Raw genomic sequence first — 20,767 nt, forward strand, 5'->3', positions numbered from 1 at the left:
GCTTCGACCGTCGCTCCCGAAACCGTTTCGATGGCTTGTGAGAGGGTAGCGTGGCTGCGGCGACGTCAGTCGACGATGGCCTCGACCTCGCGCGCGACGGCTCGGGCGCGCCGGTCGAACCGGTCGTTGTCGGGGTCCTCCCACGTGTCGAGGCCGCTGACGGCGCGACTGACCGCGGCGAGTCGGTAGACGTCGTGGAGCGCGTGGTCGTGGTCGAACGGCAGTTGTTCGTAGAGCGCGCGCTGGACGGGCGTCGGGTCGTCGACGCCGGCAGTGAGGAGGTACTCGAGGTTCGTGGCGGTGAACGCGACGGGGCCGACCTTCGCGCGTTCGAGGTCGACGACGCCCGCGAGGCCGTCGACGGTCGCGGGCGGTTCGCCGCCGGGCGCGAGGAGGTTCCCGGGCGAGAGGTCGGTGACGAGGACGGAGGGTGTCGGTTCGGCGGGGACGCGACGGCGGTTCGCGTCGACGAACGCGAGTGCGTCGGGGGCGACGCGTTCGAGCGCGGGATGCGGTGCGGGCGACTCGAAGTGCTTCGTCGCGTACGAGTGGAGCCACTCGTCGAAGCTCTCGGTCTCGCCGACGAGGCGGGGTCGGTCCTCGGTGCCCGCCTCGCGGACGACGTTCCCGTATCCAGTCGCCGCATCGGGTGGGATTGCCGCGAACTCTCGGACGACGGCGCCGAGCAGGGAGACGCGCGCCGGGTCGGTGAGGTTCGGGACGTCGTCGAACCCGGACGCGAGCGGCGTTCCGTCGCAGTAGGTCGTTGCGACCGCTGGTGGGCGGTCGTCGCTCCCGGGGTCGAACGCGAGGACCGCCGGGACGGGGAGGGTCGTGTACGCGCGGAGGGCGTGCGCGGCGGCGACGCCGGCGCGGAGGTGCTCGGTCCTGGAGAACGTCCCGACCTTCAGGACGAAGCGCTCGAACTCGCCGCTCGGCGCGTCGACGACGAGGACGTCGTTGACGCCGTCGCCGACTGCCGTCAGCATGCCCGCGGACAGCTCGTCGGGGTCCGGGACGACGTCCATGTGGTGGAGGATGCGTCGCACGGCTTCGACGTCGAGCGACCCGGGGACGGGAGGCATGCGAGCCGGTTCTTGTCAGGCAGACGTAATCGTACCGGTCTCACTTCCAGCCGTCGCTACGCGGTTCGGGGATGGTGGGAACCGCGACCCGGTGGTTTACGGCGTGCTGGTGCGAACTCGCGAGCGATGAGGGACTTCGAGGGCGTCGTGTTCGACGTGGACGGAACGCTCGTGCGTGGCCGGAAGCCGATTCCGGGTGCGGCCGAGACGGTGCGTGCGGTCCGCGAGTCCGGCGCCAGGGTCGCGTTCGTGACGAACAACCCGACGCGGACGCCGGATTCGTACGTCGGGAAGCTCCGCGGTGCTGGTATCGACGCGACCGCGGACGAGGTCGTGACGAGCGGGACGGCGACGGTCGCGTTCCTGGAACGCGAGCACCCTGGCGACGCGGCGTTCGTCGTCGGCGAACAGGGGCTCGCGTCCCAGCTCGCGAACGCGACGCTCGACGTCGTCGACGACCCGACGGCCGCGGACGGCGTGGTCGCGTCCATCGACCGCGAGTTCACGTACGACCGGCTCACGGACGCACTCACCGCGTTCGAGTCGGGCGTGGACTGGTTCGTCGGCTCGGACCCCGACCGAACCATCCCGACCGACTCGGGGCTCGTCCCTGGGTCGGGCGCCATCGTCGAGTCCGTCGCCGCGGTCGCGGAACGCCGGCCGGACGCCGTCCTCGGGAAACCGCACCCGTTCACGCGCGACCTCGTCTTCGACCGCCTGGGCTGCGACCCCGCTCGCGCGCTCGTCGTCGGCGACCGACTCGACACCGACGTCGCGTTCGGCGCCGGAGCGGGTGCGACCACCGCACTCGTCGAGACCGGCGTCGCCACCAGCGCCGACGCCGCCGCGAGCGACGTCACGCCCGACCACGTCCTCTCGGACGTCACGCGCGTCCTCGACATCGAGTGACTGCTGTGTGAGCGGTGCGGCGGCGCCGTGCCGGGACGCTGGAACGCCAACCCACCTTTTTGTATGCTGCGAGAGAAGTCGCGAATTATGACGACCGGAATCGAGTACGACGACTTCCTCGACCTGGAGTACGAACCACGCGACGACGACCTGGTGTGCGAGTTCACCATCGACCCCGCCGACGGCATGACGATGGAGGCGGCTGCGAGTCGCGTCGCGAGCGAATCGAGCAACGGAACGTGGGCGGCACTCGCCGTCGACGAGGACGAACTCACCGACCTCGGCGCGACGGCGTACATGATCGGGAACGACGACCGCATCAGCGTCGCCTATCCGGCGGCACTGTTCGAGGCGGGGTCGATGGCGCAGATTCTCTCGTGTATCGCGGGGAACATCATGGGGATGAAGGCCGTCGACAGCATCCGCCTGGAGGACTGCTACTGGCCGGAGACGGTCGTCGACGGGTTCCCGGGGCCGCAGTTCGGGACGAGCGTCGCGAGCGAGAAACTCGACGCGGGCGACCGGCCCGTGCTCGCGACGGTCCCGAAGCCGAAGGTCGGGTTGTCGACGGACGCACACGTCCAGATCGCGGAGGACGCGTGGCGCGGCGGCGTCGACCTCCTGAAGGACGACGAGAACCTCACCGACCAGCCGTTCAATCCGTTCGAGGAGCGCGTTTCGCGGTCGCTCGCGAAGGCCGAGGAACTCACGGAGGAGACCGGCGAGAAGAAGGACTACCTCGTGAACGTCACCGCGGAGACCGAGGAGATGATCCGGCGCGCGGAGTTCGTGCACGAGCACGGCGGCGGGTTCGTGATGGTGGACGTCGTGACGTGCGGGTGGTCGGCGGTGCAGACGCTCCGCGAGCACTGCGAGGACATGGACCTCGCCATCCACGCGCATCGCGCGATGCACGCGGCGTTCGACCGCATGGACCATCACGGCGTGTCGATGCGCGTCATCGCGCAGGTCGCCAGGCTCTGCGGCGTCGACCACATCCACACGGGGACGGCGGGCCTCGGGAAGCTCGCGAACGAGGACACGCCGGGCATCAACGCGTGGCTGAAGAGCGACCTCTACGACTGCACGGACGTGCTCCCGGTCGCCTCCGGCGGCCTGCACCCGGGCGTGACGGATGCGCTCATCGACGCGCTCGGCACCGACATCGCCATCCAGGCCGGCGGCGGCATCCACGGCCACCCGGACGGGACCGAGGCGGGTGCGCGAGCGCTCCGGCAGTCCGTCGAGGCGACGATGCAGGACGTCCCGCTCGCCGAGTACGCGGAGGACCACGCCGAACTCGCGACCGCGCTCGAGAAGTGGGGCGCGGAGACGCCGCGATAGGACTCCCGTAGCGGGCTACTCTCGGAGGCGCGCGAAGCAGAACGGATGGCCGGCGCCGTCGGCGTCGGGCTCGACCAGTCTCGGCTCGGTGGCGCGGTCGTCGCCGAGGCCGGCTCCGAGGATGCCGACCGCGTCGGTGACGGTGAATCCGGCGTCTTCGATGAGTTCGCGACTCTTCTCGAGGCCGTAGTGACTCCACTCCATCGGGGTGCCGGAGTCGAGCCAGTCGTCGTTCCGCCCGCTCCAGTCGTCGGCGCCGACGGTGACGAGGAGTTCGCCGCCGGGTTCGAGGACGCGCTCGAACTCCGCGTAGACGTCCGCGTGCTGGTCGAACGGGACGTGGATGACGGAGCAGAACGCGGTGAGGGCGGCGAAGGCGTCGTCGGCGAACGGGAGGCTGGTCATGTCGCCCTGGACGACGCGACCGGGGGCGACGTCGTCGGCGCGCGAGAGCTGTTCGCGAGAGAAGTCCAGTCCGACGACGGGTCGGTCGGCGGCGAGGTCCGAGAGCACGGGCTGGCCGGCGCCACAGCCGACGTCCAGGACGGGACCGGCGGGTGCGTCCGCGAGGAACCGGTCGAGGAGGACGTCGTAGTTGGCGTCGTCGCGTTCGGCTGCGTACGCGTCTGCGAGGTCGTCGTACCCGCGCCTGACGGCGGTGCGTTGGGCGAGGGCGTCGTCACCGACCGAGTCGTCGTCTCGTGTCACGGTTCGAGACGGGTCCGGGATCACCAAAACAGTTCTCCCGGTGTGCGAATCCGTCTCGTGTGCACTGGTGTCGCACGTTCGGGGTGCGTTCTTGTGGCTGTCGCGCGTCCAAAGTGTATGCGCATCGAGCACGACCCCATGCAGTGCGAGAACTGCGGCGAACTCACGCACGAAGACCTCGAGACGGTCGAGAACGTGCCGCGCCTCGACCCGGACACCTACGAGGTCCACGGCGACGCGACCGAGGTGTACGTCTGCGGAGGCTGTCACGCCATCGTCGGCGTCCAGTGACTCGATTGCCACCCCGTGGTCGCGTCCAGTGACTCGATTTCCACCCCGCGGTCGCGTCCCGTGACCGCGTTCAGTGACGACGACGTGCGGCGACGACGGTCGCTGCGAGCATCGCGCCGAGAGCGGCGGTTGCCGAGAATCCGGGCGTGGCCCCCGTCGAGTCGTCGCCGTCCTCGTCAGCGTCGCCGCCCGCTGCTGCGCCAACACCACCGTCGTCGGTACCGTCGTTCGTTCCATCGGCGGTCGGAGTCCCGTTCTCCGCGAGGAACCCGCGCCAGACGGCGCGCGCCTCGCTCCGGTTCTCCGCGAGTAGTCTGAGCCGCGGGTCGTCGGCGAACGCGCCGCTGCGGACGTCCTGGGCGAGTCCCGGGGCGAGGCTGAAGGAGTCGACGGCGTCGCCGTCGACGACGAGGAGGAGACAGTAACCGTCGTCGTTCCGGCCGTCCGTGGGGGGACACGCGCGGGGGTGGTCGGCGAACCCGGTCTCCACGAGCGCGTCCGTGAAGTCCGTGGCGCCGTCGTCGGTGAGCGTCAGCGTGACCGTCCACGCGCCGGTCCGCGAGTCGTTCGTCGGCTCGCCGACGCGAGCGACGGCGTCGGCCGAGACGACCGTGCGTTCGACCATCGAGCCGTCCGCGGGGTACCGGGCGACGAGGGACGCGTTCGGCGCGGTCGCTGCGGTCGATGCGACGGCCTCCGCGGGTCCGCTCGGACGCGCGTCACCGGTCGAACCCGCGCCGACGGGTGCGAGGGCGGTTCCGAGCGCGAGCGCGACGAGGACAACCGCGAGGACCGTCGACTGGGCTGTGGTCGGTTCTCGCATCGCTGCGAGCGTACTCCCGACCACGTCAAAAACGTTCTGCCTGCTTGTCAGATAGCGGGTCAGTCGTCGGCCGGCGCCGCGGGCGTGACGCGCTCGGGGTCGACGGTCGCGTGCTTCACGACCGCGTCGAAGTGCTCGAGCGAGAACCGGTCGTCGTCCGTGATACCGCGACCGCTCGCGGCGTCGAGGTGGGTGTCGACGAACCGGCGCGCAACGAGCGCGAGACGCCCGTCGCCGTCCTCGAGGTCGCGCTGGGCCATCTCGCACAGCAGACTCGCCGTGTAGACGTCGAACACGTAGTCCGCGAGGTCCTTCGCCTTCAACTGCGCCGCCTCGCCGTCGAGCGTCCCGAGGTGCGCGAGCGCCCCACCGAGTTCGGCGTACTCGGCCTCGACGACCGCCGTCGCGTCGGCGAGCGCGTCGTGCGTCGCCGTATCGAGATGCGACTGGATGCGTTCGAGGAGCGGTTCGTGCGCGTCCTCCCGGTCGAGTGCCCGCAGGAGGTCCAGCGAGAGGATGTTCGACGTCCCCTCCCAGATGGGGAGCACCTGCGCGTCCCGGAGCAAGCGGTTCGTGACGAAGTCGTTCACGTACCCGTTCCCACCCAGTATCTCCATCGCGTAGCTCGCCGTGTCCACCGCCATCCGGCCCGTCCGATACTTCGCGATCGGGACGAGCGCGCGCATCAACCGGTACGCGTCCTCGCGCTCGCCGTCGTCCGCCGCGTTCTCGCGGCGGTCGAACGTCGCCGCGGCCGCGAACGTGAACGCGGTCGCCGCCTCGTGGTCGACCGCCATGTCCACGAGGTCCTGGCGCATCAGCGGGTACTCCTCGATGGGGTTCCCGAACGCCTCGCGGTTCGCGGCCTGCACCGTCGCCTCCAGGCGAGCCCGAGCGATGATACCGCAGGACGCCGAGGCGTTCGCGAGTCGCTCCAGGTTCAGCATGTCCGTCATCATCTTGAACCCGCGGGACTCCTCGCCGACGAGTAACCCAGTCGCGCCCGTCAGTTCGACCTCGCCGGTGGGTACCGAGATGGTGCCGAGCTTGTCCTTCAGGCGGCGGTATAGCTGGTCGTTCAACTCGCCATTCTCGTGTTCGTGCGGAACCACGAACAGCGACAGCCCCTTCGTTCCCTCGGGAGCGTCAGGGGTTCGAGCAAGTGCGAGCGTCGCTTGCGCGTCGATGTTCGAACAGAACCACTTCTCGCCGGTCAGCTCGTAGACTCCCGGTTCGTCGGTCGGGTCGGCGACGGTCTCGGTCGCGCCGACGTCGCTCCCGCCCTGCTCCTCGGTGAGGAACATCGCGCCCTCCGAGAGCGCGTCGTAGTCCCGGCTCGTCGTCTCCGCGAGGAACCGGTCGAGGGCGTCGCCGTCGCCGTACTTGTCGAGGACGAGCGCGACGCCCGCGGTCATCGACACCGGACAGTACAGCCCGGCGTCGCTCATCGACAGCAGGTACCCCATCGCGAAGTGATGCGTGAACGGGAGCGGGTCCTCGCGCCCATCGGGGGCGTCGAAGACGTCCGCGACCATCCCGGACTCGTACGCGAGCCGGGCCTCCTCGTGGAGTTCTGCAGGGTAGCGCACGTCGTTCACGACGTCGCCGTGGTCGCCGTACGTCCGGAGTTCGGGGCCGTGGTCGTCGACGTAGTCCGCGTGGTCCGCGATGGTGTGACCGGCGTGCTCGCCGAACGCACGCAGGCGCTCGGTCGCGGCCGCGTGGTCGTCGCCGTCGAGGACGCGGTCGACTGCGCGTCGAAGCGTCGGGTCGTACGCGTGGTAGTTCACGTGTCGCCCGCGGTCGAGGGCGGCGTAATCCAGGTCGCTCATGTCCGAACCGACGGCAGCCAGCACAAAGGGATTTGCCAACAGGTCACGCGTTCACGATCGTTTCGCCGCGGGACGCTCGCTGAAAGGCCGCCGAGTCATGCGAGTTGCAGGACGCCGAATCCCGCGACCGCGGTCGCGAACACGCCGAGCGCGAACAGGAGGTAGTTCCAGACCGTGCTGTCGGCGGTGGTCAGCGACACGGTGTACGTTCGCCCGGAGAGCGGCCAGAGGAGCGGGACGCCCGCGGGCGTGAGGACGTCGCCGGCGAGGTGCGCGAGGATGCCGAAGGTGCCGACGGCGAACGCGAACGCGACCGGCGTCGCGAGTTCGGTCGCCGGCAGCGGGTTCGCGCCGGCCTGCGAGAGCGCGACGATACCGCCGGCGAACGCGGCGCCGACGAGCACCGCGAACAGGACGGTGTGGGTCACGCCGCGATGCGTGATGCCGGGAACGCGCTGGTCGTAGTCCGGGACGCGCGCCAGTGCGAGCACGCCCGCGCCGCCGAGGACCGCCAGTCCCGGTTCGCCCAGGAGCGCCAGCACGAACCCGATGGGGGCGTACAGGAGGAGCGACACGCCGTAGTGACCGAGGCGATACACGACCACCCCTTCCGCGTACTCGTACAAGAACGCTCGGCCTACTCGCATCCGGCGTCGGTGCCCCCGCCCAGATGGGAGTGGCCAGTCGTCGGTTCCCAGGAAACGATTAAACGACGGCGTGGCGTAACGGGTGCCATGGCTAATCCAGTGCTCGACCCGCTACTGGAGTACCTCTCGGGGTACGGCGTCGTCGAGCGAACGATCCTCGTGCTCGCGGTGTCGTTCGCCGCCGCCGTCGTCCTCGAGTTCGTCGTATTCAAGGTGGCGCGGAAGGTGGTCAGGCAGACCGGGAGCAAGTTCGACGACGTCGTCGTCTCCGAGGTCCGATGGCCGCTCGTCGTCACCGCCGCACTCGGCGGTATCTGGCTGCTGACGGTGTCCTCGGCGGACGCCGCGAACGTCGTCGTCAGCGAACGGGACCTCCAGGACTTCTTCGCGCGCCCCGCCGCGGTCCTCATCGTCCTCATCTGGGCGTTCGCGCTGAACCGCATCGTGAACCGCGCGGTCGACCTCGTCGACAAGACCGGGAAGTACGACTTCGCACCGATCTTCTCGAACGTCTGGACGTTCATCGTCCTCGCCGGCGCGGGCGTGCTCTCGCTGTCGATCTACAACATCGCCATCACGCCGCTGCTCGGCGCCGCGGGTATCGCCGGTATCGCGGTCGGGTTCGCGGCGAAGGACACCGTCGCGAACTTCTTCGGCGGCCTCGCGCTGTACTTCGACGACACGTACAAGATCGGGGATTACGTCGTGCTCGACACCGGCGACTCCGGGACGGTCGTCCGCGTCGGCATCCGGTCGACGACGCTCCTGACGCGCGACGAGGTGATGGTGACGGTCCCGAACGCGAAACTGAACTCCGCGAGCATCACGAACGAGTCCGCGCCACAGCGTCGACGCCGCATCCGCGTCCCCATCGGCGTCGCGTACGGGACCGACCTCGACGAGTTCGAGGAGCTCGCGGTGCAGGTCGCGCTCGACGAGAAGCTCACGTTGGACTCGCCGAAACCCCGGATGCGGCTCCGCGAGTTCGGCGATTCCGCACTGAACTACGAGTTGCTGTGCTGGGTGAGCACGCCCGTCAAGCGCGCGAAAGCCGTGCATCGGCTCAACAAGGGGCTCTACAACGCGTTGAACGACGCGAACATCGGGATTCCGTTCCCGCAGCGCGACGTGAACCTCACGACGGCCGACACCGCTCCGGCGGCGGGCGTCCAGCCCGAGCGAGCGACCGCGGACGTCGACGAACCCGTCGCCGACGGTGGCGGGGACGAGGACGCCCCGGCGGACGCCACGGGAGCGGCTGCGGAGGATGCGACCGACGGAACGCAGTGAGAGCCGGCGTGACGCGAGCGAACGAAAGAAGACGCTCGCACCCCGAGGTCGACGCATGCTCGATTCTATCTACGAGTTCGTCGGTCCGTTCGTGATTCCAGTCGTCCTGTTCGCGGTCGGTGGGCTGGCGTACGTCGCGCTCTGGTATCTGAACCGCGTCGACCTGTGAGGGACCGTCGCGGCGACAGGGGCAGGTGTCGCGGCGACAGAGGCAGGCGTCGCGCCGACAACGGCGCGCGTTCCGGCGTTCACTCCACGACTATCGTGCCGCGCATCCCCGCGCCGCGATGCGGCGCGCAGTAGTACTCGTACGTGCCGACCGCCGAGAACGTGTGCGAGTGCGTGTGGCCGGCGCCGTACGTCGTCCCACCACCGCCACTGGTTCCTTCCCAGTCGCCGGAGTCGGGTTGGCTGGCGACGCGGACGTTGTGGCCGCCGGAGTCCCACCGGAACTCGACGGTCGACCCGACCGGGACCGTCACGCGGTCCGGGTCGAACCGGAGCCGGCCGCCGGGGGCGACCGTCACGGTCTCGGTCGTCGGCGTCGCAGTCGGCTCGGCCGTCGTCGTCGACGCTTCCGTCGTCGTCCCCTGCTCCGTCGTCGCCGTCGACTCCGTGGTCGTCTCTGGTTCCGCGGTTGTCGATTCGTCCGTCGTCCGCTCCGTGGTCGTCTCTGGTTCCGCGGTTGTCGATTCGTCCGTCGTCCGCTCCGTGGTCGTCTCTGGTTCCGCGGTTGTCGATTCGTCCGTCGTCCGCTCCGTGGTCGTCGACTCCGCTGTCGTCGCCGTCGCGTCCGTGGTCGTCTCCCCGGTTGGCTGCTCCGTCGTCCCGCCGCCGTCAGTCGTCGTCCCTGTCGCGCCGCCGTCCGGCGTCCCGCCGCCGCTAGTCGAACAACCAGCGAGCGCCGCGGCGAGCGTGGTCGTCGCACCAGCGAGCACGCGCCGCCTGGAGGATTCGTCCATACACCTCGGTCGCCGACGACCCGTAAGGTGATTTCCCCAGTTCTCACCCAAAAACCACCGCCTTCTCGCCAGTACGACCACGTTACTCCACGAACACGGCCCGGTTCACGGAGCGCACCGCGTCACTCCTCCACGACGACCTCGCCGGTCATCCCGGACCCGCGGTGTGGATTACAGTAGTACGCGTACGTGCCGGCGACCTCGAACGTGTGCGAGTACTCGTACCCGGCGTCGTAGACCGCACTCGGTGCGCCCTCGGTACCGGACCAATCCGCGCCGTCGGGCGTGCTGTCGGCGACGACGTTGTGGCCGCCCGACGACCACACCCACTCGACGGTGTCCCCGACCGCTATCGTCACCGAGGACGGCGCGAACCGGAAGTCGCCGTTGGGGCCGACGACGACCGTCGTCGGCCCGTCGCTCTCCGTCGTCGTCTCCGCCTCGGTCGTCGTCTCCATCTCGGTCTCCGTCGGCTCCGTCTCCTCGTCGGGTTCGGTCGTCGTCTCCTCCCCGCCGGAGGAACAGCCGGCGACGCCCGTCGCTACGGCAACGCCAGTCGATGCGAGCACCTGTCGTCGCGTTGGTCGGTCCATACTCGACGAGTACGCCCGTTGGTCAATTAGGTATTCCCCCGATACGACGGGACTCGCGTACGCGACGGCCAGTGGGTTCGAGCACCACCGCGGCGGGCGTTACTCCTCGACGACCACCTCGGCCACCATCCCGAGCCCTTCGTGGGGCTGACAGTAGTACTCGTACGTGCCCGCCGTCTCGAACGTGTACTCGTAGACGTGGTCGGTGTCGTACGTCTTCGACCCGTCGCCGTCCGTCCCCGTCCAATCCGCGCCGTCTGGCTGCGCGCTCACCACGATGTTGTGGTTCGCGGAGTCCCACGTCCACGTGACGGTGTCACCGACGGCGACCGTCTGGGACGACGGCTCGAACGCGTACGACCCACCAGGGCCGACGACGACCGCGTTCTCGCCGTTCGCGGACTGCGTTCCGTCGTCGTTCCCGAAACACCCGGCCGATGCTGTGACAACCGCGACACCGGCGCTTCCGAGGAGATCGCGTCGACGCAGCGTCCGGTCGTCGTCACTCGAACCGTTCATGGTCGACACTACGGGGTCGACGAAGTAAAGCCAGCGAGTCCCGCGGACGGCCCGATAGCCGACCGGGTCAGGCGGCTTCCGCGTCGTAGCCGGCGAGGTGAACCTTCTCGACGAGCGTCTCCGTGCTCGCGTCCCCCTCGACGGTCGCCTCGTTCGCCTCCCGGTCGGCCGACGCGCTCTCGACGCCATCAGCCATCTCCAGTGCTGTCTCAACGATGTCCTCACAGCCCTCACAGGTCATGCCAGTCACGCGCAGAGTCGTGCCCATACACATCACTGCGCAAGCCTGGGTTAGAACAGTTTTGGTCGCGACGACCGACGCAAGCCGGTGTCGTGAACGGACTGGAGGGACCGCCGTCAGTTCTGACTCGTGAGGCCAGTGTAGCGGTCTTCGAACGTGCCGAGGCACTCCTCGCTACAGAAGTGGAAGAGGTCACCGTCGTACTGGGTCGTCACACCGTCGTGCGTGACGGGGTCGGCGCACTCCTCGCAGGAGAGACTGAGTTCGCCGTCGCTCACCTGGGGCTCCCACGCGTGCTCCTCGACGAGGCTGACGTCGAGCGAGTCGACGAGTTCCATGTCGACGATGCGGTGGAGGGTCTCGCGGACCTCGCCGTCGGGAACGGTGGCGTGTACGACGAGGCGGTTCTCGGCGGTGAGGTAGACGTGCTCGACGGGTTCGGTGTCCGCGAGGCGCTTGGCGACGCGGTCGTCCGCGTCGGGGACGAGGTCGAGTTCGACGAGCACGGGGACGCCCTTCGAGATGAGCGACCGGTCGATGTCGATGGTGAACCGGTTGATGACGCCGAGGTCGGCGAGGCGCTCTACGCGGTCGGAGACCGTCGGCGGGGACACGTTCACGCGGTCCGCGATCTCGCTGTACGGGCGGCGGGCGTCCTCGACGAGGAGTCGAAGGATGTCGAGGTCTGTTTCGTCCAAGTCGCGCATGTCTGAATACGATACGGTTTTCGGCTATACAAGTTTCGACATAGTTTGAAATATGCCTACTTCGCAAATAACTATGGGGGTGGTTCGCACCCATCGATGTCTTGCGATTCGAAGGACCAACCGGAGGACGTGACAGTGAACGGACAGTCGAGGGGTCGCCGCATCGAGACGCGTTCCACTCGGTATCTGGACACTACCGGCCCATGGCGTGGAACTCCGCGTTCGGCCGCATGTCCGCGAGGTGCGCCATCCGGTTCGAGAGGTTGAAGAACGCGGCGACGCTCCCGACGTCCCAGACCGCGCGCCGCGAGAACCCGTGGTCTTCGAGGCGCTCGATGTCGTCTTCCTCGACGGCCGCGGGGTCCTCGGTGAGCTTCACCGCGAAGTCGAGCATCGCGCGATGCGCGTCGTTCACGTTCGCGGTCCGATGGTTCGAGACGAGCTGGTCGGCGAGCAGCGGGTCGTCCGCGTAGATGCGGACGAGCGCGCCGTGAGCGACGTTACAGTAGTAGCAGTCGTTGGCGCCCGAGACCGCCACCACGATCATCTCGATCTCCTCGCGCTCGAGTTCCGTGTGCTCGGTGAGCGCGTCGTAGTACGCGAAGAACGCCCGGAAGTGCGACGGCCGGTACGCGAACGCCTCGAAGACGTTCGCGAGGAACCCGGCCTCGTCTTCCTCCTCGGCCATTCGCTCGCGGACGTCCTCGGGGAGGTCGTCGCGGTCCGGTACGGGGAATCGCGTCATCGCCGGCACGTCGTCTGCCATGCGCGAGCCCACGACCGCTGCTGCAAAGAAACCGCCGACTGCGGCGGCGCGAACGCGACCGCACTGGTGACGGAGTGCGTGACCGCGACGGTTTTCTCCCGGGGTCGCCTACGGGGGGTCGTGCAGAACGTCACGGACAGGGTCCGGAATCCGTTCGGGCTCGTCGTCCCGGAGCGGTTCGCGGGCGACGACGACCCACCGGCGGTGTACGGGTACGGGGACGCGAACGCGGACTTCCACGTCGTCGGGGACCGGCCGGCGGTTCACGGTGGCGACGACACGGGCGTCCCGTTCACGGGGTCGGTCGCGGGCGAGCGCCTCCAGCGCGTCCTCCACGAGACCGGGTTCCTGGCGGCGCCGTACGCGGACGAACCCGATGCGTCGAACTGCTACCTGAGTTACCTCTTCGTGGGGCGACGGCCTCGCGACCCGAGTCCGCGCGAGTACGCGGACCTGGAGCGGTACTTCGACACGGAGCTTCGCGCGATCAACGCGCACATCCTCCTGCCGGTCGGCGAGCGCGCCATCGACCACGTCCTCGAGGCGTACACGACGCAGCGACGGAAGGTCGGTCGCGACGTCGACGACGCTGCGCTCCACGCGACCGAGATACGCGGCCGCGGGTTCCTCGTCGTCCCGATACGCGAACCGGCGGCGTGGACGAACGGCGACGAGCGCGCGCTCGTCGACCGACTGAACGCCATCCGGGGTCGCGACTACCGGCAGACGAAGGGCGTCGCGACGCGCGTCGGGTGACTCCGAGAACGACTGCGGCCCGCGAGGCGTCGGTCCCGATGGTCAGTCGAAGAGCCTCGGTCGAACGACGAGACTGAACAGGAGCACGAGGACCGTGAGGACGGGTACGAGCGCGGCGAGGAGGTCGACGGCCAGCGGTGGCGACGGCACGACGTACTCGGCGCCGATGACGGCGAGCGGGACGCTGACACCGAGGACGTACGCGTACGACGGCTTGAACTTGTACGCCATGTGGGTGTGGCGGATGATGACGAGGAACACGAACGGCATGACGACCGCTCCCGCGAGCAGCGGCCCGCCGTACACAGTCGCCACGGTCGCGGTGACGACGCCGAGACCGACGGTCTCGTTGATCGTCACCCACTTGTACGGGCGTTTCGCCCAGACGGCGCGGTAGATGCCGAACGCGAGCGCTGTCGCGACGACCGCGCCGGCGAGCGCGCCGTACCACTGCATGGTCGGGAGCATCGGCTCGACGAGCGTCGTCGACTGCACGAACTCGTACATCGTCGGGATGCCACGTCGAGCGACCAGGACGTCGCGGAGCGCGGCGGTGTCGGTGCCGGCGGCGGCGAGGGCGCTCCCGAACCGCCGGAACGCGCCGAGGTTGTAGTACGCCCAGTAGCCGACGCCACCGACGAACAGGAGCGTCGACAGCAGCATCAACGGGTAGCCCAGTTGGAGGCTCCGCCACCAGTTGAACAGCGCGTTGTCCGTCCACGACGACGACGACGGCTCCGACTTCGTTCCGATGGTCGAATCCTTGTCCGTGGTCGTACTCGTCGATCCGGACGCGCCACCCGATGGCGTTCCGCCGGCGCCCGCGGTGGACGCCGACCGCGCTCGACGGTTCGACGACCCCGTGGACGTCGACGACGTCGACGCCTTCGACGACGAGCTCCGGCGGTTCGACCGCGACGACGATTGACTCGACGACGAACCGGTACTCGACGAAGACGACCGCGACGAGGAACTCCGACGGTTCGACCGCGACGACGAATCACTCGACGACCCAGAAGACGACGACCGCGACGAGGAACTCCGACGGTTCGTCCGCGACGACGACCGCGACGAACCGCTCGACGACGACCGGGAGGACGACGACCGCCTGCTCGAACTGTCGCCCCCTGCGGTCGACGACCCGCTGGACGCGCTCGTCGTCGACCCGCTCCGCGAGGACCCGCCGTCGTCGGTCCGCCACGCGCTCGGGTCCGGGATGCCCGACGTTCGCTTGGCGACGTAGTCCTTGTGCCCGAGGCGGTCGTACGCCTGTCGTTCGGCGGGGTCCTTGAGTATCTCGTAGCCCTTCTTGACCGCGGTGAACTGCGCTGGAGCGTCCGGGTCGTCGTTCAGGTCGGGATGGTACTCCCGCACCTTCGTCCGGAACGCGTCCTTGACCTCCTCCTGGCTCGCGTCGTCGTCTATCTCGAGGAGGTCGTAGAAGTCGAAATCGTCGGTCATGGGGTCGAGCGGTAGTTGATAGTGAGAATGGGTGTGGGGTTTATATTTGCAATGCTTGGTGTCGGGCTAGAAGTCCGTCAAGGAAGTCTGCCCTGGGGGGAGGGCATGTGTCTTGTGGCCGTCGCCTGCTGGCGACTCGTCGTCGTCACCGTCGGTCGCGTTCTCCTCGGCGTTCTCGCGCTCGCCCGCTCCGTCTTCGCGTTCGCTCGACCCGTCGTCTCGTCCGCTCTCGTCGCCGTTCTCGGCGGTGGCGCCAGCGTCGGACTCGGTCGCCGACCCATCGCCGCTGAACGACGCCAGCGACGGCTGGTCGCGGTCGGTGAACGAGAGGTTCGCGACGCGGACGCCGACCTTCCGGACGGCGACGTCCTCGAACTCCGCGAACAGGTCGAGTGCCGCGGACTCGACGAGCGCCGGGTCGTCGACCGGGCCGGGGAGCGAGCGTTCGCGCGTGTTCACGTCGAACGGCGGTTCGACGGCCTTCACGCCGATGGTCCGGTAGAGCGCGCCTTCGCGCTGGGCGCGCTCGGCGACCGCCGCGGCGAGCGTGCGAACCTGCTCGCGTTTCGGCTCGGCGTCGGTGACGGGCGACCCGAACGCGGATTCGCGCGAGAAGCTCTTCGGGTCGCCCCGCGGCGTGACCTCGCGGTAGTCCCGGCCGCGAGCGCGGTCGTGGAGTTCCCCGCCGCGTTCCCCGAACTGGTCGACGAGCGCGTCCCGGTCGGCGTCAGCGAGGTCGCCCGCGTTCTCGATGCCTTCCTCGCGGAGCTTCCTGGCAGTCACCGGCCCGACGCCGTGGACGTCCTCGACGTCGAGCGGCGCGAGGAACTCGACGAGTTCCTCGGGCGTGACGACGACGAGCCCGTCGGGTTTGTCGTGGTCGCTCGCGACCTTCGCGGCGCTCATCGTCGGCGCGACGCCGACGCTCGCGGCGACGCCGACCTCGCGAGCGATGCGCTGCTTGACGTGGCGCGCGAACCCCTCGACGACCTCCCAGTTCGTGCGGTCGGTGACGTCGAGGTACGCCTCGTCGATGCTGACCTCTCGGACGACGTCCGCGCACTCGTGGAGGATGTCCTTGACTTGCGCGCCGACCTCCTGGTAGTAGTCGAGGTCCACGGGCCGGTAGAGGCCGGTGTCCTCGGGGTTCGGGGCGTCCGGGTCGTCGGGGTCGGCGTCCTCGCGCCGCGGGAGGCGTTCGAGCGCGGTCGTGATCGCCATCGCGGAGTCGACGCCGTACTCGCGGGCCTCGTAGCTCGCGGTCGCGACCGCGCCCGTGTCGTCACCGGCCTCGTACCCCATGCCGACGACGACGGGTTCGCCGCGGAGCGCGGGTTCGCGGAGGCGCTCGCAGGCGGCGTAGAAGCAGTCCATGTCGACGTGACAGACGAGCTGGTCGGGCGGGCCGTCCTCGACCGGGCTCGCGCCCGGTAGTCTGGTCACGTCGTCTGCCACGGGTCGTTCGGTCGACGGTTGGGACTCGACGCTCTCGTATCTGCCGGGTCCGGAGTGGAAGTGGAATCGGCTCCGCGTGGGGGTGTCGCGGCGCGCTCGCGAGCGGTCGCGACGTCAGCCGAGCATCCCGCGGAGCATCGTCTCCGCGGTCTTCAGGCCGTTGGGGCGGGCGATCCGTTCGACCTCGTCGGCGTCGAGTTTGAAGTCGAAGATGTCGAGGTTCTGTTCGAGGTGCTCGCGCGACGTGGACTTCGGGATGGCGCAGACGCCGCGATGCTGGGTCGCCCAGCGGAGCGCGACCTGCGCGGGCGTCTTGTCGTACGAGCGGCCGATCGCCCAGAGGAGGTCGTCGTCGAGGACGGCGCCGTGCGCGAGCGGGCTGTACGCGGTGAGCATGACGTCCTCGTCCTGGCAGTACCGGAGGAGTTCGCGCTGCGGTTTGAACGGGTGGAACTGGACCTGGTTCGTCGCGATGGGGACGGGGCTGCGCGCTTGGGCGCGCTTGAGCTGGTCGACGGAGAAGTTCGAGACGCCGACGTGCGTGACGGCGCCGTCGTCCACGAGGTCGGCCATCGCGCGAAGCGTCGCGTCCAGGTCGCTGAGGGGGTTCGGCCAGTGCAGGAGCAGGAGGTCCACGTAGTCGGTGTCGAGCTTGTGGAGGCTCTCTCGCACGGACGCCTTGAGGTCGCCGGGCTCGTAGCGGTCCGGGCGGACCTTCGTGGTGAGGAAGACGTCGTCTCGGTCGACGTCGCTGTCGGCGATGGCGTTCCCGACGTGGCGTTCGTTCCCGTACGCTTGCGCGGTATCGACGTGCCGGTAGCCGAGCGAGAGGGCGGTCTTGACGGTGCCGTACGCGGTCTGGCCGTCGAGCTTCCAGGTGCCGAGGCCGACGGCGGGGACGTCGTCGTCGGCGACGGATACGTGCTCCATGGGGGAGGGTTCTCGTTCCACCGTAATGTGTCCTGTCGTCGAGGTCAGGGACGGGGCGTTCGTCGTCGCGGACTGGCAGGCCCACGTCGTACGTGAGCGCTTCGCAGAAAGCGTCAAGTCCTGGCGTGCGTAGTCAGCGGCGTGTACGACGCTGTGGTGTTCGACAACGACGGAGTGTTGACCGAGCGAACGGACCGCGACGTGCTGCGGCGGGCGGTTCGCGCGACGTTCGAGTCGTTCGACGTGGCTCCGGCCGAGGACCTTCTCGACGACTTCGTCGCGGGCGTGTCGCCGTCGCGGGTCGAGGAGACGTGCGCTCGCCTCGGGCTGGACGCGGACGCGTTCTGGCGGGAGCGCGACGCGCAGTTCGCCGAGCACCAGTGCCGTGCGACCGACCGCGGCCAGAAGCCCGCGTACGACGACGTCGCCGCGCTCGACGAACTGGACGTCCCGCTGGGGGTGGTCTCGAACAACCAGAACGCGACCATCGACCACGTCTTCGAGGTGCACGACCTCCACAGGCACTTCGGGACGTGGTACGGGCGCGAACCGACGATGGAGAGCGTCCGGCGGAAGAAGCCGGAACCGTACTACCTCGAGCGAGCGCTCGCGGACCTCGACGCCGAGACCGCGCTGTACGTCGGGGACAAGGCGACGGACGTGCAGGCGGCCCACGCCGCGGGCGTCGATTCGATGCTGGTGCGCCGCGAGCACAATCGTACGGTTGCGCCCGAGCAGATGCCGACGTTCGACGTGGACTCGCTGCATGCCATCCCGCCGCTCCTCGAGAAATAATAGGTATATTAGGACATACCATTGGTACTGTTTGTTATTATAGGCTCCCCGACAGCGTTAAGTACAGGAGATGTGCTACCTCGTTGCACGATGGCAGACACCGACCGAGACCGAATGAAGGACGTCTCACACACCCCACCGAACGGCGAATCAGTCACGAACGTCTGGGAGCGCGGCGCGACCGAAGACGACGACGGCCCGACCCCCGCCGACGACTGACGACGCGACGACCGTTCTCCACACCCCACAGCGACTAGCGACGCGACGGCTTCTTCGAGCACTGCCCCCGAGCAACGTCGTCGGCGTCGAGAGCGTTCGCGCCGAGTCGCGCACTCTGATTTGCGGGCGCTGGCCGAGTCGCTGCCGGACGATCCCGCGGCCGCGAGTCGCGTTCCTGACCGAGTCCTGTCGAGCGGTGACCAGCTCGGAGCCAAAACCTTCAGACTCGACGTGAAAGGTCTCCGCGAAGCGGGGAATGCGGTGGTTTCCGTTCGTAAGCGACGATAACCCGCGTCCGTTGGGCGGTTCCGGACGGAGAGGCCAGTGGTACATAGTCCTAGTAATCGGTAACTATCGCTCGGATATGCTCCCCCTGTCTGCGGATTGGACGTTCCCAACCGTAGGAACGTTTTTGTGGTTTCTGCGCCTGCCAATGGAACGTGACTCGCCAACCCCAAGCCGTGGACGGTGGAACGAGTGCAGAACTCTGGGTGCGGGCGGACGTTCCTGGTGGTTCGAACGACCGTCAGGAACGCCTCTACGAGCGGGCGCTCGACGTGGACGCGTACGCGGACGTCCGGACTCGTCTCGTCCCGAACCGGTTCTCGCTCTCCGGGGTAGCCGCTGACAGTCCCGCGGGCAGCACCATCAGCGACCTCGTCGTCGACGCCAAGCGCTGGGCGGCGTCGGCGGGCGTCGACCTCGACCCGTACCTCCCCGTCACGGACGAGTCCTCGCTGGCGTGCACGGACACCCGCCGCGTCCTGACGTTCCCGTCGGTCACGCTCGTCGAGCGAGACGACGAGGGGATCACGCACGTCGCCCCGCACGTCGACGACGGCCGCGTCGTCTCCGTCGAATCCAGGTTGGCGGCACTCGCGGCCGACGAGGACTCGCCCGACGACGAACCCGATGCGGTCCTCGCACGATCGTGACCCTGTACGTCGGGTCGGACGGCGAGCGGTACACGCCCTCGGAGGTCGTCGAGAACCTCGAAGAGGGCCCGTGGCGGTCCTGTCTCTGGCGGACGGACACCGACCAGGAGCTCATCGATACCGGCGACGGCGAACTGCTCATGCTCGTCCCCGAGTCGATGTTGACCGAGCGGCCGCCGGAGCCGCGGCTGGACGCGGAACGCTGATCTCGTCGGTGCCCACGGCGTTCTCGATGCTTCGATAGCTCGCTAGCGGCGCTGCCGGGTGCGCTCTCGACGTGCCGTCTTCTCCGAGCGTGGGTCAGGCGACGTTGCGTTCGGCGTCGGTGTCGCGGTCGTCGTCGAAACGGTCGGCGGCGAGTGCGTCGGCGCCGTCGATGTCTATCGCGCCGTCGAGGATGGCGTCGGCGACGAGTCGCGCGGTGGCTGGGGCGTGCTGGAACCCGTGCCCGGAGAACCCGATGGCGGTCACGTACCCCGGTGCGACTTCGTCGACGATGGGGTGATGGTCGGGTGTGACCGCGTACAGTCCTGCCCAGCCGCGCTTGATGCGTGTCTCGGGGCCGAAGTACGTCGCGCAGTCGGCCGCGTGCTCGACCGCTTCGATCGTCCAGTCGGTGTCGGCGGTCGTTGAGTACCGGTCGGGGTCCGCGGGCGGGTCGGCGTCACCGAAGTGGCCGCCGACGATGGCGGCGCCCTCGCGTTCCGGCCGGAAGTACACGCCCGTATCGAGGTCGATGGTGAGCGGGACGTCGTCGGGGACTGGCGTCTCCGGGTCGACGACGGCGACCTGGCGGCGTCGCGGTTCGACGGGGAGGTCGACGCCCGCGAGGTCGTTCACGCGACCAGCCCACGGGCCGGCGGCGTTCACGACCGCGTCGGCGTCGATGCGCTCGTCCGGCGTGCTCACGCCGACCACCGCGCCGTCACCGCGGTCGCCTCCGTCCCGGTGGACGGCTTCGACGGGCGTGTGCGTGCGGACGTCGACGCCGGCGTCGTGGCAGGCCTGGACGTACCCCTGGAGTGCGAGGTGCGGGTCGGCGAACCCGTCCGTCGGACAGTACGTCGCGGCGACGAACTCGTCGGCGTCCAGCCCCGGGCAGCGCTCGCGGGCCTCCTCGGGCGAGAGGAGTTCGCTGTCGACGCCGAGGTCGCGTTGCATCGCGACGTTCGCCTCGAACTCCGCCGCGGTCGAGGGCTCGCGTGCGAGGAAGAGGTAGCCGGCGCGCCGGTACGCGATGTCGACCCCGAAGCGCTCCTCGAACGACGACCACGTCTCGAGGCTCTCCAGCGAGAGTCGGACGTTGACGGGCGTCGAGAACTGCGTTCGGATACCGCCCGCCGACCGTTCTGTGCTCCCCGACCCCACGTTGCGCTTCTCGCAGACGACGACGTTCGCGCCGCGCTCCGCGAGTTCGCGTGCGGCCGCGAGCCCGACGATGCCCGCGCCCACGACGACGACGTTCATACCCGTCCGTGCACGCCGGCGGTGTTAAGTTT

Annotated in this window: 24 protein-coding genes; 9 read left to right on the forward strand and 15 right to left on the reverse strand. The window is 68.9% G+C overall.

Annotated features, from left to right (window positions below; genetic code table 11):
- Window positions 1-65 precede the first annotated feature (65 nt).
- On the reverse strand, window positions 66-1,085 hold the full coding sequence (locus ACZ48X_RS21045) for a phosphotransferase family protein (RefSeq protein WP_336350537.1): 1,020 nt from the start codon (window positions 1,083-1,085) through the stop codon (window positions 66-68).
- Window positions 1,086-1,211: 126 nt separating this feature from the next.
- Here ACZ48X_RS21045 and ACZ48X_RS21050 point away from each other — a divergent pair, with 126 nt between their 5' ends.
- Together ACZ48X_RS21050 and rbcL are read left to right on the forward strand one after the other, a co-directional pair.
- Complete coding sequence (locus tag ACZ48X_RS21050) at window positions 1,212-1,994, forward strand: HAD-IIA family hydrolase (protein WP_336350536.1); 783 nt, start codon at window positions 1,212-1,214, stop codon at window positions 1,992-1,994.
- A gap of 87 nt (window positions 1,995-2,081) precedes the next feature.
- Window positions 2,082-3,338 carry a type III ribulose-bisphosphate carboxylase gene (rbcL, locus tag ACZ48X_RS21055; RefSeq protein ID WP_336350535.1) on the forward strand — a complete coding sequence of 419 codons (1,257 nt, stop codon included), beginning with the start codon at window positions 2,082-2,084 and terminating at the stop codon, window positions 3,336-3,338.
- Window positions 3,339-3,353: 15 nt separating this feature from the next.
- On the opposite strand, the gene ACZ48X_RS21060 is transcribed toward rbcL, so the two are convergent.
- A complete protein-coding gene (locus ACZ48X_RS21060; RefSeq protein ID WP_336350534.1) occupies window positions 3,354-4,046 on the reverse strand; it encodes a class I SAM-dependent methyltransferase in 693 nt (230 codons plus the stop codon).
- Window positions 4,047-4,163: 117 nt separating this feature from the next.
- Between ACZ48X_RS21060 and ACZ48X_RS21065 the strand changes: the two genes are divergently transcribed.
- The gene (locus ACZ48X_RS21065; RefSeq protein ID WP_336350533.1) at window positions 4,164-4,337 is read left to right on the forward strand and encodes a hypothetical protein; all 174 of its coding nucleotides are present in this window, start codon (window positions 4,164-4,166) and stop codon (window positions 4,335-4,337) included.
- 70 nt (window positions 4,338-4,407) lie between these two features.
- Here ACZ48X_RS21065 and ACZ48X_RS21070 read toward each other — a convergent pair whose 3' ends face one another.
- The 3 genes from ACZ48X_RS21070 to ACZ48X_RS21080 form a co-directional block, all read right to left on the reverse strand.
- On the reverse strand, window positions 4,408-5,160 hold the full coding sequence (locus ACZ48X_RS21070; RefSeq protein WP_336350532.1) for a preprotein translocase subunit SecD family protein: 753 nt from the start codon (window positions 5,158-5,160) through the stop codon (window positions 4,408-4,410).
- Between the two features lie 59 nt (window positions 5,161-5,219).
- The gene (locus tag ACZ48X_RS21075; RefSeq protein ID WP_336350531.1) at window positions 5,220-6,992 is read right to left on the reverse strand and encodes an acyl-CoA dehydrogenase family protein; all 1,773 of its coding nucleotides are present in this window, start codon (window positions 6,990-6,992) and stop codon (window positions 5,220-5,222) included.
- Between the two features lie 95 nt (window positions 6,993-7,087).
- On the reverse strand, window positions 7,088-7,591 hold the full coding sequence (locus ACZ48X_RS21080; RefSeq protein ID WP_336350530.1) for a metal-dependent hydrolase: 504 nt from the start codon (window positions 7,589-7,591) through the stop codon (window positions 7,088-7,090).
- A gap of 147 nt (window positions 7,592-7,738) precedes the next feature.
- Here ACZ48X_RS21080 and ACZ48X_RS21085 point away from each other — a divergent pair, with 147 nt between their 5' ends.
- The gene (locus ACZ48X_RS21085) at window positions 7,739-8,929 is read left to right on the forward strand and encodes a mechanosensitive ion channel family protein (protein WP_379762538.1); all 1,191 of its coding nucleotides are present in this window, start codon (window positions 7,739-7,741) and stop codon (window positions 8,927-8,929) included.
- Between the two features lie 248 nt (window positions 8,930-9,177).
- Here the strand turns inward: ACZ48X_RS21085 and ACZ48X_RS21090 are convergent, their stop codons facing one another.
- From ACZ48X_RS21090 to ACZ48X_RS21115, 6 genes are all read right to left on the reverse strand, one after another.
- The gene (locus tag ACZ48X_RS21090) at window positions 9,178-9,891 is read right to left on the reverse strand and encodes a plastocyanin/azurin family copper-binding protein (RefSeq protein ID WP_464379829.1); all 714 of its coding nucleotides are present in this window, start codon (window positions 9,889-9,891) and stop codon (window positions 9,178-9,180) included.
- A gap of 122 nt (window positions 9,892-10,013) precedes the next feature.
- Window positions 10,014-10,484, reverse strand: a complete 471-nt coding sequence (locus tag ACZ48X_RS21095) for a plastocyanin/azurin family copper-binding protein (RefSeq protein ID WP_336350527.1) — start codon at window positions 10,482-10,484, stop codon at window positions 10,014-10,016.
- Between the two features lie 99 nt (window positions 10,485-10,583).
- The gene (locus ACZ48X_RS21100; protein WP_336350526.1) at window positions 10,584-11,003 is read right to left on the reverse strand and encodes a plastocyanin/azurin family copper-binding protein; all 420 of its coding nucleotides are present in this window, start codon (window positions 11,001-11,003) and stop codon (window positions 10,584-10,586) included.
- Window positions 11,004-11,070: 67 nt separating this feature from the next.
- Window positions 11,071-11,271, reverse strand: a complete 201-nt coding sequence (locus ACZ48X_RS21105; protein ID WP_336350525.1) for a heavy-metal-associated domain-containing protein — start codon at window positions 11,269-11,271, stop codon at window positions 11,071-11,073.
- Between the two features lie 89 nt (window positions 11,272-11,360).
- Window positions 11,361-11,951 (reverse strand): AsnC family transcriptional regulator, encoded by a 591-nt coding sequence (locus ACZ48X_RS21110; protein ID WP_336350524.1) that lies wholly within the window; start codon window positions 11,949-11,951, stop codon window positions 11,361-11,363.
- Between the two features lie 193 nt (window positions 11,952-12,144).
- Entirely contained in the window at window positions 12,145-12,717 is a 573-nt protein-coding gene (locus ACZ48X_RS21115) for a peroxidase-related enzyme (RefSeq protein ID WP_336350523.1), read from the reverse strand.
- 120 nt (window positions 12,718-12,837) lie between these two features.
- Between ACZ48X_RS21115 and ACZ48X_RS21120 the strand changes: the two genes are divergently transcribed.
- Window positions 12,838-13,473: a uracil-DNA glycosylase family protein gene (locus tag ACZ48X_RS21120; protein ID WP_336350522.1), complete on the forward strand. Its 636-nt coding sequence runs from the start codon at window positions 12,838-12,840 to the stop codon at window positions 13,471-13,473.
- Window positions 13,474-13,515: 42 nt separating this feature from the next.
- On the opposite strand, the gene ACZ48X_RS21125 is transcribed toward ACZ48X_RS21120, so the two are convergent.
- From ACZ48X_RS21125 to ACZ48X_RS21135, 3 genes are all read right to left on the reverse strand, one after another.
- Window positions 13,516-14,934 carry a DnaJ domain-containing protein gene (locus ACZ48X_RS21125; protein ID WP_336350521.1) on the reverse strand — a complete coding sequence of 473 codons (1,419 nt, stop codon included), beginning with the start codon at window positions 14,932-14,934 and terminating at the stop codon, window positions 13,516-13,518.
- Window positions 14,935-15,000: 66 nt separating this feature from the next.
- Window positions 15,001-16,389 (reverse strand): DNA polymerase IV, encoded by a 1,389-nt coding sequence (dinB, locus tag ACZ48X_RS21130; protein WP_336350520.1) that lies wholly within the window; start codon window positions 16,387-16,389, stop codon window positions 15,001-15,003.
- Window positions 16,390-16,503: 114 nt separating this feature from the next.
- Entirely contained in the window at window positions 16,504-17,319 is an 816-nt protein-coding gene (locus tag ACZ48X_RS21135; RefSeq protein WP_336350519.1) for an aldo/keto reductase, read from the reverse strand.
- Between the two features lie 141 nt (window positions 17,320-17,460).
- Here ACZ48X_RS21135 and ACZ48X_RS21140 point away from each other — a divergent pair, with 141 nt between their 5' ends.
- The 4 genes from ACZ48X_RS21140 (at window position 17,461) to ACZ48X_RS21155 (ending at window position 19,474) form a co-directional block, all read left to right on the forward strand.
- Window positions 17,461-18,114 carry an HAD family hydrolase gene (locus ACZ48X_RS21140; RefSeq protein ID WP_336350518.1) on the forward strand — a complete coding sequence of 218 codons (654 nt, stop codon included), beginning with the start codon at window positions 17,461-17,463 and terminating at the stop codon, window positions 18,112-18,114.
- 90 nt (window positions 18,115-18,204) lie between these two features.
- Window positions 18,205-18,333: a hypothetical protein gene (locus tag ACZ48X_RS21145; protein ID WP_336350517.1), complete on the forward strand. Its 129-nt coding sequence runs from the start codon at window positions 18,205-18,207 to the stop codon at window positions 18,331-18,333.
- Window positions 18,334-18,773: 440 nt separating this feature from the next.
- Entirely contained in the window at window positions 18,774-19,268 is a 495-nt protein-coding gene (locus ACZ48X_RS21150) for an HTH domain-containing protein (RefSeq protein WP_336350516.1), read from the forward strand.
- Window positions 19,265-19,474, forward strand: coding sequence for a hypothetical protein (locus tag ACZ48X_RS21155; protein WP_336350515.1), 210 nt, complete (start codon window positions 19,265-19,267; stop codon window positions 19,472-19,474). Before ACZ48X_RS21150 ends, ACZ48X_RS21155 begins: the two co-directional genes overlap by 4 nt.
- A gap of 94 nt (window positions 19,475-19,568) precedes the next feature.
- Here ACZ48X_RS21155 and ACZ48X_RS21160 read toward each other — a convergent pair whose 3' ends face one another.
- Complete coding sequence (locus ACZ48X_RS21160) at window positions 19,569-20,735, reverse strand: NAD(P)/FAD-dependent oxidoreductase (protein ID WP_336350514.1); 1,167 nt, start codon at window positions 20,733-20,735, stop codon at window positions 19,569-19,571.
- Window positions 20,736-20,767 lie beyond the last annotated feature (32 nt).

This window comes from Halorubellus litoreus (assembly GCF_055378595.1).

Bases quoted from the DNA above. Each gene is read 5' to 3' on its own strand.
- ACZ48X_RS21045 (WP_336350537.1), bottom strand. From the start codon at position 1,085: ATGCCTCCCGTCCCCGGGTCGCTCGACGTCGAAGCCGTGCGACGCATC.
- ACZ48X_RS21145 (WP_336350517.1), top strand. From the start codon at position 18,205: ATGGCAGACACCGACCGAGACCGAATGAAGGACGTCTCACACACCCCA.
- ACZ48X_RS21135 (WP_336350519.1), bottom strand. From the start codon at position 17,319: ATGGAGCACGTATCCGTCGCCGACGACGACGTCCCCGCCGTCGGCCTC.
- ACZ48X_RS21065 (WP_336350533.1), top strand. From the start codon at position 4,164: ATGCGCATCGAGCACGACCCCATGCAGTGCGAGAACTGCGGCGAACTC.
- rbcL (WP_336350535.1), top strand. From the start codon at position 2,082: ATGACGACCGGAATCGAGTACGACGACTTCCTCGACCTGGAGTACGAA.
- ACZ48X_RS21125 (WP_336350521.1), bottom strand. From the start codon at position 14,934: ATGACCGACGATTTCGACTTCTACGACCTCCTCGAGATAGACGACGAC.
- ACZ48X_RS21070 (WP_336350532.1), bottom strand. From the start codon at position 5,160: ATGCGAGAACCGACCACAGCCCAGTCGACGGTCCTCGCGGTTGTCCTC.
- ACZ48X_RS21095 (WP_336350527.1), bottom strand. From the start codon at position 10,484: ATGGACCGACCAACGCGACGACAGGTGCTCGCATCGACTGGCGTTGCC.
- ACZ48X_RS21050 (WP_336350536.1), top strand. From the start codon at position 1,212: ATGAGGGACTTCGAGGGCGTCGTGTTCGACGTGGACGGAACGCTCGTG.
- ACZ48X_RS21075 (WP_336350531.1), bottom strand. From the start codon at position 6,992: ATGAGCGACCTGGATTACGCCGCCCTCGACCGCGGGCGACACGTGAAC.
- ACZ48X_RS21105 (WP_336350525.1), bottom strand. From the start codon at position 11,271: ATGGGCACGACTCTGCGCGTGACTGGCATGACCTGTGAGGGCTGTGAG.
- ACZ48X_RS21160 (WP_336350514.1), bottom strand. From the start codon at position 20,735: ATGAACGTCGTCGTCGTGGGCGCGGGCATCGTCGGGCTCGCGGCCGCA.
- ACZ48X_RS21115 (WP_336350523.1), bottom strand. From the start codon at position 12,717: ATGGCAGACGACGTGCCGGCGATGACGCGATTCCCCGTACCGGACCGC.
- ACZ48X_RS21110 (WP_336350524.1), bottom strand. From the start codon at position 11,951: ATGCGCGACTTGGACGAAACAGACCTCGACATCCTTCGACTCCTCGTC.
- ACZ48X_RS21090 (WP_464379829.1), bottom strand. From the start codon at position 9,891: ATGGACGAATCCTCCAGGCGGCGCGTGCTCGCTGGTGCGACGACCACG.
- ACZ48X_RS21100 (WP_336350526.1), bottom strand. From the start codon at position 11,003: ATGAACGGTTCGAGTGACGACGACCGGACGCTGCGTCGACGCGATCTC.